Raw genomic sequence first — 16,905 nt, 5'->3', positions numbered from 1 at the left:
TGTAAATTTGTAATATATATTTCCTATTGTGGCTAAATTTGATACAATTTGTATTGTAAGACGATACTTAAGGAGAGTTTTATGATACATAACCAATATCCAGCACCCTATTTACAACCAGCCACTGCGATACCTATGTTACTTTGCGATTTTTATAAAGTATCACATCGTGAACAATATCCTGAACACTCTGAAATTATTTATAGCACTTTTACACCTCGCAGCAATCACTTAGCTCCACATTTGGATAGAGCAGTTTCCTTTGGTTTTCAAGCATTTATTGTTAAATATCTGATAAATTATTTTAACCAAAACTTTTTTGCTCGTCCAAAACAGCAGGTAGTTGACGAATATATTGAATTTATTCACCGCACTTTAGCCATTCAAACCACAGGCGAACATATTGCTCAATTACATGATCTAGGTTATTTACCATTACGCATTAAAGCTATTCCCGAGGGGCTTTCCGTAGCAATGCGAGTGCCGATGATGACGATTGAAAATACCCATAAAGATTTTTTCTGGTTGACAAACTATGTGGAAACCTTGATTAATGTATCCTTATGGCAACCAATTACCTCCGCTTCAATTGCGAGAGTTTATCGAAAAACCTTATTGCAATATGCCAAACAAACCTGTGATAACAACGCTCATATTGCTTTTCAATCCCATGATTTTTCTATGCGAGGCATGAGTTCCTTGGAAAGTGCCGAAACATCAGGAGCAGGACATTTAACTGCGTTTTTAGGTACAGACACTATTCCAGCCATTTCCTATGTAGATTATTATTATGGTAGTCAAGCATTAGTTGGTACATCTATTCCCGCCAGTGAACATTCAGTGATGAGTTCCCACGGTGTAGATGAATTGCCAACTTTTCGTTATTTAATGGCAAAATTTCCCAATAATATGCTGTCTATCGTGGCAGATACCACAGATTTTTGGCATAACATTGCGGTAAATTTACCTATTCTGAAAGATGAAATAATGGCTCGCCCTGAACACGCTCGTGTTGTGATCCGCCCTGATAGTGGTGATGCCATGGATATTTTATGTGGCAATTTACAAGCTGAAACCGAGGTAGAACGCAAAGGGCTAGTAGAAAGCCTATGGGATATTTTCGGTGGTACGCTGAATAGTAAAGGCTATAAAGTTTTAGATCCGCATATCGGCGTGATTTATGGTGACGGCGTAAACTTTGAGAAAATGGTGAATATTCTTAATGGATTGAAAGAAAAGGGTTTTGCTTCGAGTAATATTGTATTCGGTGTCGGTTCTCGCACTTACCAAAGTAACACCAGAGATACCTTAGGTTTTGCAGTAAAAGCCACTTCAATTACCATTAATGGTGTAGAAAAAGCGATTTTTAAAGCCCCCAAAACGGATAATGGCTTGAAAAAATCCCAACGGGGACGCGTTAAAGTGCTGGATTTAGATCATTATATTGATGGTTTAACCGCAGAAAGTGATTTTAGCGATGATAAATTACAGCTTATTTTCGAAAACGGTAAATTAAATAATCATACTGATTTTGACCAAATTCGTCAGCATACGATGTTTGATGAGTAAATGAGTGGAGCAAAGTGCGGTGTGAAATATCGCACTTTAGTTTGTTTTGTTTAACTCAGGATTGATAGTAAATTTTAATTGCGTAATTTCTGGCATATCTTGCTGAACATACTGTAGCAATTCATTTTGATGAAACAACAAACCTTGTCGCACCATTGCGTTGGTAACTTCAATATTTAGACTATTTTCAGTGAAATTTGCCAGACGATACAATCCCTTGAACTGGGGGGGGAAGAGTTTTTCTATCTTTTGATTTAATTCATTAATAAATAAGCCTTTTTTCATTATTTTGGCAAGCTCGGAGGTATTTAATAGATCCTTGATATTTACGGCTTTTTGATAGCGTTTTTGTGTCATAGCTTGTTTTCTCGTCAATCACCCATATATTTAACGACATTCTAACGGATTTTCGGTATAATTCGACTAATTTTTTATGAGATAACAGAGAATAATGATTTTAACAAAGGGTAAGCACAATTTTTGGTCGCAATTACTGGTTAGTATGATTGCGATTTTTGCTTTGCCTGATGTTCAGGTGACGGATCGCATAAACGAGTATCCGCAAGAATATCAAAATCAATCTAATCAACAGCAAGTGTTGCGTGCGATTTATCAAATTAAACAGCAAAATCTATCTCTCACTTATCCTGCACAACCTGCTGTGATTTCGAAAAAATTTGTTAAATTTACACCGCACTTTGTGGCAAAGGTTTTTGCCGAATATGCCCCTATTCGTGGTAGCCCTTTCGCATAATTTTTGATTTATCTTTATTTTCCCGCTTTTGATATAAACAAAGGCTCAATATTTTTTATTAAGAGAAACAGAATTATGTTAAGTACTATTGCGACCAAAATTTTTGGTAGTCGAAATGAGCGTGTATTACGCCGTTTAAATAAACAAGTTAAAAAAATCAATGCGTTAGAACCTGCCTTTGAAGCCTTGAGTGATGATGAACTGCGGTCAAAAACTGCCGAGTTTCGTCAACGTTTGAGCCAAGGCGAAACCCTAGAACAATTATTACCCGAAGCCTTTGCTACGGTGCGAGAAGCCTGTAAACGAACCCTTGGTATGCGTCCGTTTGATGTGCAATTAGTGGGCGGTATGGTGTTAACTGATCGTAATATTGCGGAAATGCGTACGGGGGAAGGGAAAACCTTAACCGCCACCTTACCTTGCTATCTCAATGCGTTAACTGGTAAAGGCGTGCATGTGGTAACGGTGAACGATTATTTGGCTCGCCGTGATGCAGAAACTAACCGTCCATTATTTGAATTTTTAGGTATGACCGTTGCGGTCAATGTGCCAGGCTTGCCACCAGAAGTAAAACGTGAAGCCTATCAAGCGGATATTACTTATGCCACTAACAGTGAATTGGGCTTTGACTATTTGCGAGATAATTTGGCACATTCAGCAGCAGAACGTTTTCAACGTCCATTACATTATGCCTTAGTCGATGAAGTGGATTCCATTTTAATTGATGAAGCACGTACACCGTTAATTATTTCAGGTCCAGCCGAAGATAGTTCTGAATTATATATTGCTATCAATAAATTAGCTCCAATTCTGATTGAACAAGAGAAAGAAGATAGTGATGAATTTCAAGGCGAAGGGGATTATTCCTTAGACTTGAAACACAAGCAAGTGAATATGACCGAACGGGGTCAAGAAAAATGTGAGCAATGGCTGATTGAGCAAGGTTTAATGGGCGAAAATGAGAGCCTGTATTCGCCACAACGTTTAGGTTTAGTACATCATATTAATGCCGCATTACGCGCGCATACCTTATTCCAAAAAGACGTGGATTATGTGGTGAAAGATGGTGAAATTGTGATCGTGGACGAACACACGGGGCGGACTATGGCAGGTCGCCGTTGGTCTGACGGTTTGCATCAAGCGATTGAAGCCAAAGAGGGTGTGAAAATTCAAGGGGAAAACCAAACTGTTGCTTCCATTACCTACCAAAACTATTTCCGTTTATACGAAAAATTGGCGGGTATGACGGGGACAGCAGATACAGAAGCCTTTGAATTTCAACAAATTTATGGCTTGGAAACCGTGGTAATCCCGACAAATCGCCCAATGATCCGTGATGACCGTACTGATGTGATGTTTGAAACTGAGCAATATAAATTTGATGCGATTATTGAAGACATCAAAGATTGTGTGGCACGTCAACAGCCTGTTTTGGTGGGAACTGTGTCTATTGAGAAATCTGAATTGCTATCAAAAGAACTGAAAAAAGCAGGTATTCCGCATAATGTGTTAAATGCCAAATTCCATGCTCAAGAAGCGGAAATTGTGGCAAACGCAGGTTATCCAGGGGCTGTTACCATAGCGACAAACATGGCTGGGCGTGGTACGGATATCGTGTTAGGCGGTAACTGGAAAGCGGAAATTGATAAATTAGAAAATCCAACTCCAGAACAGATTGAAGCCATTAAATCAGCTTGGCAACAACGTCATGATATTGTGATGCAAGCGGGGGGGTTACATATTATTGGTACAGAACGCCATGAATCACGCCGTATTGACAACCAGTTGCGTGGTCGTTCAGGTCGTCAAGGTGACCCAGGTTCATCTCGTTTTTACCTATCATTAGATGATGCGTTAATGCGGATTTATTTAAATGAAGGTAAATTGAATATGATGCGTAAAGCCTTTAGTACACAAGGCGAAGCTATGGAATCGAAATTATTGGCGAAAGTCATTGCATCGGCTCAAGCGAAAGTAGAAGCCTATAACTTTGATGGACGTAAAAACCTATTGCAATATGATGATGTAGCGAACGATCAACGTCATGCAATTTATGCTCAACGTAATGAGCTATTAGATAACGGAGATGTATCCGAAGCCATTGCTGCGATTCGATCTGATGTGTTTAACGCTGTGATTGATGAATATGTTCCACCGCAATCTTTGGAAGAACAATGGGATATTCCAGCCCTAGAAACACGTTTACGTCAAGACTTTGCCTTGGATTTACCGATTCAACAATGGTTAGAAGAAGATAATCAATTTAATGAAGATACTCTGCGTGAAAGAGTGGTGGAATCTGCGGTGAATGAATATCAACGTAAAGAGCAGATGGTGGGCGAAGAAACCATGCGTAATTTTGAAAAAGGCATCATGTTACAAACTCTTGATGAACTTTGGAAAGAACATTTAGCCGCCATGGATCGTTTACGTCAAGGTATTCATTTACGTAGTTATGCACAAAAAGATCCAAAACAAGAGTATAAAAAAGAATCTTTTGCCATGTTTACTGAAATGCTAGATGCGTTGAAAATGAGTGTAGTGAAAACCTTAAGCCGTGTACAAGTACGTTCTGCTGAAGAAGTAGAGCAAGCTCAACAACAGCAACAACAAATGGCAGAGCGTCAAGCCGAAGCGAGAGAATACAACGGAGCAACTGAAGAAGTGAACGAGCAGGTTGCTATGGCTGAAAGCGAACGCAAAATCGGTCGTAATGAACCTTGTCCTTGTGGTTCGGGCAAGAAATATAAACATTGTCATGGTAATCGGGCTAGCCACGCTTAATTTCTAATATAAAATGACCACAACTTTTGAGCAGAATGTTGCTCTGATTGAGCAATATCTGCAAGCAAATGCACTTCAACAAGCACAAGAATTATTACAATTCTTGTGCGATTTCCCTTTGCGAAATGAAACATTAAGCGATAATCAGCAAGCCTTGTTATGGATTTTGTTAGCAAAATTCTATTGTGCGAATGATAATATTGAGCAAATGTATGTGGTTTTGCAAAATGCGGAAAAATATACGCCAACACCAGAGCTGTTTTATCTCAAAGGAAAATATTTTGAAAAAACAGGGCAACATAAACAAGCCTTTTGCTATTATAAAAAGGCATTTGATTTGCAAAATGAAGACCAACGAAAACATAATCCTGATTATCAATATTCTTACATTCGTTTAATGCAAAAATATGCTGAAAGTTTAACTGAAATGGTGGAAGTCGTCAGCAATTATGATCGTTTTATTTTATCTTATCCAAATATCCCAGAAGCCTATCACCAGCGTTCCGAACAATTAAAAAATCTTGGTCTATATGATTTAGCTTTAAGAGATGCAGAAAAAAGTTTATCTTTAAAGCCTGATTTTGCTCTTGCTTGGTGTAACAAAGCCTTTATTCTCAACATATTGGGACATTATAAGGAAGGTTGGCAAGCCTATGAATGGCGTTGGAAAGTAGATATTGATACTTTTAAGCAGCCTGATTGGAATTTAACTCGTTGGCAAGGTGAAAATATTGGACAAGCTAAATTATTGATTTATGCCGAACAAGGGCTAGGTGATAATATCCAATTTGTACGTTATGCTATTTTAGCTAAACAGAAAGGATTAAATATCGTTGTGGTTAATCATCTTCCTGTTGAGAAATTAATTAATACCAATTTGGCTCGTTATGGTATTACCACTTCAAATAATGGACAAACTATCAATGGATTAAGTTATTATGTACCAATGATGAGTTTGCCTTATTATTTTGCTACTGAGCTGGATACTATTCCTTGTACTACCGCTTATTTGCAGGCAGAAGATGATGCAACTGCTAGGTGGCAGCAGAAATTACCAGCAACTAATATATTGAAAATTGGGATTGTGTGGTCTGGTTCGGCAGGACACGAGCGTAATCATTTTCGGAGTTTAGCTTTGAGCCAACTTATGCCTTTATTCGAGTTAAATGCTCAATTTCATTGTTTACAAAAAGAAATTAACCAACAAGATCTTGAATTAGCCTTAAAAATTGATAATCTTTATCTATGGCATAAGCATTTAGATAGTTTTTCAGATACGGCTGGTTTGGTTAGTCAGCTAGATTTAATTATCAGTGTTGATACCGCAGTAGCTCATTTAGCTGGAGCAATGGGAAAGCCAACTTGGATTTTATTAACTTATCATCCTGATTTTCGTTGGCTTATTGATCGAGAAGATAGCCCTTGGTATCGAAGTGTACGCTTATTTCGTCAACGCATGGATTTACAATGGGACTCTGTGCTTGAGCAAGTTTATCAACAGTTATCCGCCAAAATACAGGAATCTAATTATGCCTAAACCATTAGTGCAGGTTGCAGCAGGTATTATTCGTAATGAATTTGGACAAATTTATCTAACACAACGACTTGAGGGGCAAGATTTTGCTCAATCTCTTGAGTTTCCAGGGGGCAAAGTCGATAAAGGCGAAACACCAGAGCAAGCCTTGAAACGTGAAATTGAAGAAGAAATCGGTTTGCATGTGCTAAGTGCGGTGCTTTTTGAGCAATTTTTATTTGAGTATCCGACTAAGATTATTAGCTTCTATTTCTACTTAGTGGAAGAGTGGGTAGGTGAGCCTTTTGGACGTGAAGGACAAGAGGGGTTTTGGCTTGCACAAAATGATCTTGATGCGGGATTATTTCCACCAGCGAATGCAAAGCTGATTGCTCGTTTAAAAGCGGAAAGTGAATCAGTAAATTAAAATGCTTTGATCTTCTATGGACATTAAACGATTAAAATATTTTTGTACTATTTTGGAATGTGGCAGTATCACCAAAGCTTCAGAGATGTTACATATTTCTCAGCCACCGTTATCGAAACGTTTGCAAGAATTAGAAGAAGAAATAGGTATTCAATTATTTATACGCCAAAATGGTAAATTACGCCCTACAGAAACAGGTTTGTTTTTATATAAACAAGCAGTGGAATTGCTTACTCACTTTACCCAAGTAGAGCAAAATATTTTGTATTTATCTCAGCAAAATAGACAATGTTTACAAATTGGCTTGACCCATTTATTTCAGAAGTATTTCACGCCATTAATTTTACAATGGCAAGCACGATCCCCCGATCTAAAAATTGATGTCATGGTGTCGGATTCTGATCATTTGGAATATTTGTTACAGCAGAGAATTATTGATATTGCGTTAATGCAAAAACCTGAAAATATGCAAGGATATGATTATATTGCCTGTCCTAGCACTGCATTAGCCGCGGTTGTGCATAATGATTTAGTTTCTCCAGCTGATCAGCTACATTTAGCGGATTTATCTAAATTGCCGTTGATTTTGCTTAAACGTAGTGGTGGTCGAGGTACTGTGGCTGTGTTGTTAGATAAGTTGCGTAAGAACGGTATTGAACCCAAAGTATTAATGCAAGTTTCACAACCAAGTGTAACCATAGATTGGATTGAGTCAGGAATAAGAGCAGCCGCTTTACTACCCATTTCAGAAGTGAAAAACCTAAAATTATCGAATTGTCATATTTTACCCGTGACCCCAGATCCACAGCTTTTCTTTCCCTGTGTAGTGAGATTATCGACCACGCCAATGCCACCTATATTAGCTGAAATTCTTGCCGATGGTTATCAACCTTAATCTGTTCTTTTCCAGTAAGTTTTTTGAGCAAAAAGCAATTTATTACTGGTAAATTTGAGTTCATCAAATGTGATATGCCAAATATCGGTATGTAATAATTTTGCCATAGTATGTTTTTCGGCATAATGAGCAAGAGCTATTTTATACTCATTAGGATCATCAATTAGCCTAGCATGTGCGGTAAATTGAATACCTTGGATTTCTCGTATGGTTTCGGGCTGCCCTGCGATAGTACCCACAATCTTGGCTTGTTGTAACATCATTCTACCGTGTTTAGTTTGTTGGCTGGTCATAACCCAAAGTGCGGTGTTTTTTTCATCAAAAACATAAAAACAGCTTGCCGCCCAAAGTTCATTATTGAACATTGTCGTTAAACTAACAACATGATGGGTTTGCAGAAAATCAACGATAGATTGAGGAATCTGAGTCATAGTGAAATCCTTATAAAGAAAAAAGCCACGATTACTATATTAGTCAATAGTGGCTTTCATTCAATTTAATTTGCAATATATGTTGCCCATAAATGAGATATTGGCATGACTAAAATTAACCCTGGTAACATATTTGCTACAGGGAACGATTTTATTCCCATAATACGCAACCCCGTTGCAAACATAATTAATCCGCCACAAGCAGCAAAGTCAGCACGCATTTCTGGTGTTGTTAACGGTACGATTAATGTTGCCAAGAAGAATAATGTCAACTGAATAGCTAATTGTGGTATAGCGATAGTTGAAACAGCATAGCCTAGCGTAATCGCAAAAATGCCTGCGGTAAAGAAGTCTAAAATGGTTTTGATGTATAAAATGGACGGATCACCTGTCATACCTTCGTTCATTGAACCAAATACCCCCGTCCCACTAGCACAGAACAAGACCAAAATAGCCACAAATTTTTCTACAAATTCATCGGGGCTTAAACCTTGTACGGGCGGAAAGATTTTATCTACCACACCACGTAATTTACCAGCCCCTTTGTTAATGCCTTTTTCTAGGTATAACCATTCACCGATGGCTAAACCAAGCACGGAAGCAAGAACTACCGCAGCATAGTATTTTACGCCAGGGATTGCCATGATACCCAAACCAGCAGAAGTTAAACCAAATAATGGATTTAAACTGGCTCGTACACGTTCAGGTAATTTCACCCCCATAAAAGCTCCGAGTAAACCGCCTAACAAGACGGCAGAGCCATTCACAAATGGACCAATTGGCATTGTCATAAGATACTCCTTAAGAATTTAATTGATTATTCATCCATTTCACTTTTACCTTGTTCACCCCAGCGTGGCATCGAAATATGTATATCGAATAAATCCAATGCTCGGGCAACGCTATGTTTTAAAATATCATCAACCGATTGTGGTTTGTTATAAAACGCTGGCACAGGGGGGAAAACAATAGCACCCATTTCCGTAACTTTACGCATATTATCAATATGGGCGAGATTTAACGGTGTTTCTCGAGCCATTAACACTAAACGACGGCGATCTTTTAAGGTGACATCTGCTGCTCTGGTCAATAGGTTATCGCTCATACCATGAGCAATCGCTGCAAGTGAACGCATAGAACAAGGAACAACCAACATTCCGATGGTTTTAAAAGATCCACTGGAAATACTTGCTCCCAGATTTTGAATGGGATGTACCACATCCGCTAATGCACTGATTTCCTCCGCTGAATAATCAGTTTCAAGACAGCGAGTCATTTCTGCCCCTTTGGAAATCACCAAGTGCGTTTCAATATTTTCGATTTTTTGTAACATTTGCAAAGCACAATAACCATATTGAAAGCCACTTGCTCCGCTAATTCCAATCACAATACGGCGTTTACTCATTATTTTTCCCTTCGGTAAAATTAAAAATAGCCTAATTTCCGATCCTATTGATGAAAATTAGGCTGTTAATTATTTAGCTTTCAAAATCAGGTAAAAAGCGTTTCACATCCACTTCTTTAAATTTACAGCGTTGGAAATGGTCTTTTAAGTGGAATGGTACCGTACAGTCAAAAATGGTTTTGCACGATGTTCCAGCTTGGAACAATTTATAGCTATAATCTGGTGATTGTGACGGATCTAATGGGTGACAGCGGACACCTGAAATGGTGACGGTATCAATATCCCCTTGATAACGGGTTTGCATTGCCCATAACACATCATCAGTGTCAAAAATATCGACATCCTCATCAACGACGATAACGTGTTTTAATTCAGGAAATGCAGAAAAAGCCAACAAACCAGCCTGACGTTGACGACCTTCGTCCACGGCGGCTGATTTTTTGAATTGCATGACTGCTAACAATTTACCGCCACCTGAAGTGTGAGCGAATACATTAAGCAAACGACCTGGCATCGCACGTTCTACCATATCTAAAATAGAGGCTTCGGTTGGAATACCCGCCATATTAACGTGTTCTTGACCTGGTCCCACTGTAGTACGTAAAATTGGATTATGCCGAGTGGTGACTGCTTTCACTTTAATAATCGGTAAGGCAGGTTTTGCATCCCCCGTATAACCTGGGAATTCGGGCATCGCTTTACCTGTATTGCTGTTTTGGTCTTCACGCACTCGTATATCTGGTAATAATTCACCTTCAATCACTACTTCCGCATGAGCAATAGCACGTTCATTAATGGAGATACATTTTGTCATTTCAACTGCTTTACCACGTAATCCACCTGCAATCGCTAATTCATCATAGCCTAAAGGTGTTGTTGGCGGTTCAAAGCAAGCTGCCACTTCAATCGCAGGATCAACACCAATACTAATAGAAATAGGTAATGGTTTGCCTGCAGCTTCAGCTTTTTGACGGAATGCATCAATATGGCGACCTGGCGTTAACCACATCGATAATTCATCTTTACTTTGCACGCATAAACGGTGAATAGTAATATCGGATTCGCCTGTATCAGGATCGGAAGCATAGCATAAACCCATGGTAAAATAAGGACCTGCATCTTCAATGGTATTGGTCGGTGCTGGCAAAAGCGTACGTAAATCAAAATCAGGATCGCTCGCTAAATGCACCACCTCTTGACAGGCAGGTTTTACATTTGAGTTTAAAGTTACTGGTGGAATAGCGTGTTTAACGGATTCTCTCAATAGAAAGCCTAAACGTTCAGGCGGACAACCTAAAAAATATCCGATACGTTTACGAGAACCGTTTAAGCCAATGGCAACACGTATATTCGGATAGCCTTTTACTTTATTAAATACCATTGCAGGACCATTAGTTTTTGTCGGACGTGGTGTTGTGCCACCAGCTCCCACATAACGATAAACACCTGAAAGTTCAGCAATAGGATCAACTTCAACATCAGTTGAGACTAATTCATTCGGGAGAGTTTCTAATAATGCTAAAGCAGAACGTAAATCATATACATTGGGTTTGCTAGTTTGTTCAGCCATAATATTCCTCGCTTATGTTAATTAATATGCAAGAAAGTATAATGGCTGGATTTTATTTGGCTAATACCGTTTAGATATTTTCTCTATACCAAAAGAAATACTTAGAAAAGATTTTCTATAAGTAAAACATTTATTACCAACTTTCCTTTATAGTGCAGTTGTTTTTTCTAGAATTTTAAAACGGCTTGAAAATTAACCGCACTTTGTTGGCTTACTTGATCTTTCAGGTTGTTATTCAGAGATAATCAGCTGTGGAATAACAACAGTCCATTTTTGGTCTTTTAGTTCAGCTGGATAGTATTTATGGTATTGTTCTTCCACATCTTCCCAATAACGGACATAAAAGTCTGAGATAATGACCTTGGTATTATCAGGTAGGGTAGGCAAGGAAGAGTCTGCTTTTTTAGATGTACGTGCGACAATTTTACCATAGGCATAAAAATCATAGCCACCACGCTCATTCTTTTTAAATTGAAGTTCTTCTCCTGTACTTAGCTTGCGAATAATCTGCAAACGAGATTTTATATTGGCATACACAGGACTCCGTACGACAAAATCCATATCCAGTTCACTTAGGGATAAAATGCGATACTCCGTATTAAGATCGCTACGTAATTGAAATGCCTGTTTCTTTTTTACCGTATCATTTGGTAATTTGGCAATCCATGGGTGATCGGAAGTGTGTTGTAGCAAGGTTAATGTTTCGATTGCACGAGTCATTGCCACATAATAAAGGCGTTGTGCAGCGGACGAATCTTCTGTTTTATCTTGTTGCCAATGCCCATCTAATACAAAAACATGTTTGAATTCCAATCCTTTTGCTGAATGGACAGTGCCTAGGAAAATACCGTTAATGCCTGTTTCGCTGCTATCTCCCGTATAATCATACAGCCAATTCAGCAGGGTTTGGGTATTATGTTTTATCTCACTGTCATCTTTCATGGCAGAAACAGGGTATTCCAGCTTGAAATCTTCGATCATTCCTGCAAAATACTGCTTCCATTTGTCGCCCACCTGTTGATCTAGAATTAACGTTATAAATTCCTGCGATGTCAGATACTCTTTTCCGTTTAATGCTTCGCGTAATTTTACAAATTCACGTTTTCTGTTTAATCGGATTTTATTTTTATTCTCTTTGGCTAGAAAATAAGGAATGTTTTCCAATTCACACCAAGCCTGCATTGGTTTCAACGTGTTGTTATTATGTGCAAGTACGGCAAAATCCGCATATTCTGTTACACCAAGTTGTTTCAAACGGATGATCTCATTAATGACGGCTTGTGTTTGTCGATTATTCTTTTGGTGGAGATCTCCTTCTTCTGATACAGTAATCACCGCAACCCTACCCAATCGTTTGGAATCGATAGATTCCCATATTCCGCCTTTCAACTCATTATTTCGCTCGGGATTAATTTCAATCTGATGGGTGTTTTTTAACCGTTCTGGCACATCTTGAATAACGCTGTTGGCTGCGTTAATAATATTTTGGGTGCTGCGGTAGTTATAAGTTAGGTGATCTGGCTCCGTAACACTATAATCCTGTTGAAAACGTCTGATGTATTCATTACTGCTGCCGTTGAAAGCATAAATATTTTGATCATCGTCACCTACTGCCAGAATGGTCAGTTTTGCCGAATCATCCGCCTGCCGCCCCGCCAATGCAGATACCAAGTTGTAATGGTGTTCGCTGATGTCCTGATATTCATCAACTAAAATATATTGGAAACCTGCCAGAATACGATCTCGATCGTTGTCATCTTCTGCTCCCACCGAAAGACCATTGGTCAGCATTTTAGTCGCTTGTTCGCACCATTGTTTAAAAATATCGCTTTCTTCGCGACACTCTGATTTATCACGGTCGTTGTAACGTATGCCCAGCAAACGCATCGCCATTCCGTCATAGGTAAGTACCGTGACAGAGAAAGCAATATTACCGACTAAATTTGCCAAACGGCGTTTGATTTCCCGTGCAGCCAAGCGATTAAATGCTAGAACAATAATTGACTTTGGATCAACATGTCTCACCCTGAGTAAATAAGCCGTGCGGTGTACGATAACACGGGTTTTTCCTGCACCGGGACCGGCTAAAACTAAGCGGTTTTGTTCGCTTTTATCCGCCACAATCGCTCGTTGCTGTGGATTTAGGTTATCAATAATTTCTTTTCGGGTATCACTTGATACGGTTTCTTCTAGTTCGGTAAATCGTCCTCGGAACCATTTATTCTTGAATTCAGATTCTTTTTCAGTGAAATAATCACGCACTAATTTCCAAACCTGACTCATATTTTCCAATGCTTTTACGGCATATTCCTGCATAACGTGGACTTGGAATATTTTTTCGCTATAAAAATCTTGTAGTAATTGGTAATCATCACGGACATATTGGCGAGGTGGATTGGCATTCAATGCAGTTTGGTTGACTTTAATCGTCATGGCGTGGCGTAGAATGGTCATACCGTGATTCAGTTTGATGACATCTTGTTTGTGCATAAACAGTAAAGCCTGTTTTATCAAAAGATCATATTGTGATAATCCTATGCCGTTAAAAAGATCAGAATTTTGTTCTGCCTCTTCTTTCAATTTACCGAAACTGGTTTCGACAATGGCATCTTTGCTACGTAATCCACCTACTTGTGAAATCAAGTAGCTCAGAATATGCTGGCATAATTTTCGGCGTAACTCAGCATTACTTTGTAAATTTTCCCAAGTAGCGGAACGATCCTTGAAACGTATGCGAAGCATATCGTTGCCCAAATCGCAGAGTTCGAAACTTCCGTTATGGCATTCTTCTTTTCTAATGGCTTTATCATAAGCTAGGGATTGTAATAACAATTTAACATCAGTTGGAATAATTTGCTGTTTGTTATTGTCTTCATCACTGTTACCATTAATCTCCTGACAGACAGCACTTAATGCGATGTTTTGCCACTCACCTTCCATTGCATGAGGCAGTTTTTCTTCCAGTAGTGTCCATAATTTTTCTTCCCATGCAATAATTTGATTCAGACGTTTTTCGGCAGGTTTGTGGGTATCTGTACGCAGATTGATCGTCATTCGGGTATCATTAACCAAGATTCCCAATTCTTCCAGCACTTTGAGATAACTACGCAGTTCTTCAAAACCGCAGGCAAGGGCTTTGCTCAATGCATCGGTGCTGAGAGGTGCGTCATCGGGAGATTCAAAAATAATTTCGATAATAGTACGGTACAATTCTTTTTTGTATTTGGGCAGTTTTGCGTTTTCAATCTTTGCAATAGCCTGAGTTAAATTCAGATGACCCGAACGTACAGGAAATATACGCGTGTGGTTTTCACTGCGTTCGACTAAATCAGCCCGCTCTAACCAAGCTAAAGCCGTTTTAACCTTAGTATCGGCTTGACTATCATCGCTGTCGAAACTCATATAACTGTCAGTATCGTGTAAAATTTCCCCCGTGGTGACGACGATTGAATCGTCTTTTTTCTTGGTTTTGGTATGCAAATAACCCAATTTTTTCCAAATCAGTTTTAAGTCTTTAAGTTCAATTTGAGAATTATGGTTTAAACTGAATTGAGCATCCACATCTTGACGGTTGAATAATAACACGCATTTTGCTTCAAGCTGATCCCGTCCTGCACGCCCCGCTTCCTGTAGATAATTTTCCAGCGAACCCGTGATTTCGGCATGAATGACCAAACGAATATCCGGTTTGTCCACCCCCATTCCAAACGCATTGGTGGCGACAATAATGCGTAACTCACCTTTAATGAAACGATCTTGAATGTCGGATTTGGTGTTTTTCTGCAAACCTGCATGGAAATACTCACAGGTCCAGCCTTGCCGTTGAAGAAATGTGGCGTATTGTTCCGCACTTTTGCGTCGTGCGACAAATACCACAGCACCGCCTTCCTGATGTCCCAGTTCTCGCTGTAATAACTCGTGTATGCGTTGGTTTTTACTGCTATTCGGGGTATCCAATACTTCGTATGAAAGGTTGGTTCGTTCGTTATCACCGATAAATTGTTTAAATTCGATACTGAGAATATGACGGAAATAAGTAATAATATCATTCAGCACATCGGGTTTTGCCGTTGCGGTAAAACAGCTGATCGGTGCGATTTGACTGCGGTTTTCTTGATGATATTTTTGGATAAACGTAACCGCATATAAATAGTCGGGGCGGAAATCATGTCCCCATTTAGACAGACAGTGGGCTTCATCAAATACCCAACCGTTAATTTGACGGTGTTTGATGGCATTGACGAAACTTTTGTTACGAAATTGTTCGGGGGCGATAAATAAAAGTCCAATGTCACCCAATACGACTTTATCTAGTACATCCGCACGTTCGGTAATTTCCAACATTCCGTTTAATGCTGCTACGCCTAAGATACCTCGACGAATCAAATTATCCACTTGATCTTTCATTAAGGATTGCAGTGGTGACACTATAATAGTCAAACCACCGTTACGATAGTAACGGTTTAATGCAGGAAGTTGAAAACACAGCGATTTACCGCCACCTGTAGGCAATATGGCTAAGGTATGTTCGCCTTTCATGCCCGCACGTACAATAGCTTCTTGTCCTCCGTCAATGCCTTTTACATCACGAAATGATTTGATTTTTCCGCCTTGCCCGAAATAACGCTTTAGCTGTTCGGTCGGATTTAGTGTGCCTGCACAATATTCGCAATTCGGGTTTTGGCAATCATGATTACGTAATTCGTCAAGTAATCGAGCTGTTGCTGGAAATTGATAGCGAACCCAAGGAGCTAGTACGGACGTACCGCCCGAAACAGTTAGCCAAGATAAGGCATAAGCTACAGGAATATGTAGGTCAGGATTGTTCAGATCCGTTTTTAACAACTCAATCATTCTGGTGCGACAGACTTTAAAATGTTCTTTACTGTCAGGAGCAACATCTTTTTCCCGTAAAATATGACGAACGGCATATACCGCTTGATGGTGAGTCAGTTGAGGCGGTTCAGGTAGGGAAATTTCATCATGGCTAATAATTGGGATTGTTCCGAATAAATGCTGGTAAATCGCCATTTCCTGTGGAGAGTTCTTGGCAAGAACCGTGAAAGCCTTACATTGATCTTGAAATAGTGTCCAACAGGCTTTGCAGTCTGCTAACGGTGAGTTGATTTCGGACACGATAATCTTATGGTTTTTGATTAAACGATGATAGGGATTCTGCGGAAATGCTAATGGAGATAAGCGTAATGTATCTATTACTGGCAGTTTCAGCCATTCAAGATCGGAAGGTAAAAATTTAAGGTCGTGTTCAATAATATTATGCCCCATCAGCCATTTTGCACCACTAACCAAACCCTCCTGTCCAATTTTTTCGAGAGCTGCTTTAAAATCCTGATTATTCCGTAAATTTTCACTTTGATAAGATTTATCCAAATCGGGGCGGTATGCCCCTAATTTAAAAACAGTTTCGGTTTTTGGATTCACTTCAAGATCGATAATAAGAATTGCTGGAATTGATATTGCCATGATATAAAAAGAAATATTCAGATAATATATCAAATAAAATAGCATGAGCTTGTAAAATGGACAATACAAATTT

At 39.1% G+C, this 16,905-nt stretch carries 12 protein-coding genes; 6 read left to right on the top strand and 6 right to left on the bottom strand.

All coding sequences use genetic code 11. The annotated features are described in order from the left end of the window. Window positions 1–81: 81 nt before the first annotated feature. Window positions 82–1,569, top strand: a complete 1,488-nt coding sequence (locus O1Q79_RS06615; protein WP_386691097.1) for a nicotinate phosphoribosyltransferase — start codon at window positions 82–84, stop codon at window positions 1,567–1,569. 36 nt (window positions 1,570–1,605) lie between these two features. Here O1Q79_RS06615 and O1Q79_RS06610 read toward each other — a convergent pair whose 3' ends face one another. After that, the gene (locus tag O1Q79_RS06610; RefSeq protein WP_386691094.1) at window positions 1,606–1,926 is read right to left on the bottom strand and encodes a DciA family protein; all 321 of its coding nucleotides are present in this window, start codon (window positions 1,924–1,926) and stop codon (window positions 1,606–1,608) included. Between the two features lie 94 nt (window positions 1,927–2,020). Here O1Q79_RS06610 and secM point away from each other — a divergent pair, with 94 nt between their 5' ends. The 5 genes from secM (at window position 2,021) to O1Q79_RS06585 (ending at window position 7,942) form a co-directional block, all read left to right on the top strand. Continuing rightward, window positions 2,021–2,323, top strand: a complete 303-nt coding sequence (secM, locus tag O1Q79_RS06605) for a secA translation cis-regulator SecM (RefSeq protein ID WP_386687334.1) — start codon at window positions 2,021–2,023, stop codon at window positions 2,321–2,323. A gap of 75 nt (window positions 2,324–2,398) precedes the next feature. After that, the gene (gene secA / locus O1Q79_RS06600) at window positions 2,399–5,107 is read left to right on the top strand and encodes a preprotein translocase subunit SecA (RefSeq protein WP_386691091.1); all 2,709 of its coding nucleotides are present in this window, start codon (window positions 2,399–2,401) and stop codon (window positions 5,105–5,107) included. A 13-nt stretch (window positions 5,108–5,120) separates the two neighbouring features. Beyond that, entirely contained in the window at window positions 5,121–6,644 is a 1,524-nt protein-coding gene (locus tag O1Q79_RS06595) for a glycosyltransferase family 9 protein (RefSeq protein ID WP_386691088.1), read from the top strand. Continuing rightward, window positions 6,637–7,047 (top strand): 8-oxo-dGTP diphosphatase MutT, encoded by a 411-nt coding sequence (gene mutT, locus O1Q79_RS06590; protein ID WP_386691085.1) that lies wholly within the window; start codon window positions 6,637–6,639, stop codon window positions 7,045–7,047. Before O1Q79_RS06595 ends, mutT begins: the two co-directional genes overlap by 8 nt. A gap of 16 nt (window positions 7,048–7,063) precedes the next feature. Then, on the top strand, window positions 7,064–7,942 hold the full coding sequence (locus O1Q79_RS06585; RefSeq protein WP_386691082.1) for a LysR family transcriptional regulator: 879 nt from the start codon (window positions 7,064–7,066) through the stop codon (window positions 7,940–7,942). Here the strand turns inward: O1Q79_RS06585 and O1Q79_RS06580 are convergent. From O1Q79_RS06580 to O1Q79_RS06560, 5 genes are all read right to left on the bottom strand, one after another. Continuing rightward, complete coding sequence (locus O1Q79_RS06580; protein WP_386691079.1) at window positions 7,939–8,373, bottom strand: hypothetical protein; 435 nt, start codon at window positions 8,371–8,373, stop codon at window positions 7,939–7,941. The genes O1Q79_RS06585 and O1Q79_RS06580 overlap by 4 nt on opposite strands. 65 nt (window positions 8,374–8,438) lie before the next feature. Then, window positions 8,439–9,158, bottom strand: coding sequence for a DUF554 domain-containing protein (locus O1Q79_RS06575; protein WP_386693365.1), 720 nt, complete (start codon window positions 9,156–9,158; stop codon window positions 8,439–8,441). A 32-nt stretch (window positions 9,159–9,190) separates the two neighbouring features. Further along, complete coding sequence (locus O1Q79_RS06570; RefSeq protein ID WP_386691076.1) at window positions 9,191–9,778, bottom strand: UbiX family flavin prenyltransferase; 588 nt, start codon at window positions 9,776–9,778, stop codon at window positions 9,191–9,193. A gap of 73 nt (window positions 9,779–9,851) precedes the next feature. Then, a complete protein-coding gene (locus O1Q79_RS06565) occupies window positions 9,852–11,348 on the bottom strand; it encodes a UbiD family decarboxylase (RefSeq protein WP_386691073.1) in 1,497 nt (498 codons plus the stop codon). 231 nt (window positions 11,349–11,579) lie between these two features. Next, window positions 11,580–16,832: a RecQ family ATP-dependent DNA helicase gene (locus O1Q79_RS06560; RefSeq protein ID WP_386691070.1), complete on the bottom strand. Its 5,253-nt coding sequence runs from the start codon at window positions 16,830–16,832 to the stop codon at window positions 11,580–11,582. Window positions 16,833–16,905 lie beyond the last annotated feature (73 nt).

Origin of the sequence: Lonepinella sp. MS14434 (assembly GCF_042468235.1) — a bacterium.
Classification (GTDB): domain Bacteria; phylum Pseudomonadota; class Gammaproteobacteria; order Enterobacterales; family Pasteurellaceae; genus Lonepinella.
The sequence above is the reverse complement of the archived record's forward strand: the minus strand, read 5'-3'. Positions and strand labels throughout refer to the sequence as shown.

Bases quoted from the DNA above. Each gene is read 5' to 3' on its own strand.
- O1Q79_RS06565 (WP_386691073.1), bottom strand. From the start codon at position 11,348: ATGGCTGAACAAACTAGCAAACCCAATGTATATGATTTACGTTCTGCT.
- O1Q79_RS06610 (WP_386691094.1), bottom strand. From the start codon at position 1,926: ATGACACAAAAACGCTATCAAAAAGCCGTAAATATCAAGGATCTATTA.
- secA (WP_386691091.1), top strand. From the start codon at position 2,399: ATGTTAAGTACTATTGCGACCAAAATTTTTGGTAGTCGAAATGAGCGT.
- secM (WP_386687334.1), top strand. From the start codon at position 2,021: ATGATTTTAACAAAGGGTAAGCACAATTTTTGGTCGCAATTACTGGTT.
- O1Q79_RS06580 (WP_386691079.1), bottom strand. From the start codon at position 8,373: ATGACTCAGATTCCTCAATCTATCGTTGATTTTCTGCAAACCCATCAT.
- O1Q79_RS06575 (WP_386693365.1), bottom strand. From the start codon at position 9,158: ATGCCAATTGGTCCATTTGTGAATGGCTCTGCCGTCTTGTTAGGCGGT.
- mutT (WP_386691085.1), top strand. From the start codon at position 6,637: ATGCCTAAACCATTAGTGCAGGTTGCAGCAGGTATTATTCGTAATGAA.
- O1Q79_RS06570 (WP_386691076.1), bottom strand. From the start codon at position 9,778: ATGAGTAAACGCCGTATTGTGATTGGAATTAGCGGAGCAAGTGGCTTT.
- O1Q79_RS06615 (WP_386691097.1), top strand. From the start codon at position 82: ATGATACATAACCAATATCCAGCACCCTATTTACAACCAGCCACTGCG.
- O1Q79_RS06585 (WP_386691082.1), top strand. From the start codon at position 7,064: ATGGACATTAAACGATTAAAATATTTTTGTACTATTTTGGAATGTGGC.
- O1Q79_RS06560 (WP_386691070.1), bottom strand. From the start codon at position 16,832: ATGGCAATATCAATTCCAGCAATTCTTATTATCGATCTTGAAGTGAAT.
- O1Q79_RS06595 (WP_386691088.1), top strand. From the start codon at position 5,121: ATGACCACAACTTTTGAGCAGAATGTTGCTCTGATTGAGCAATATCTG.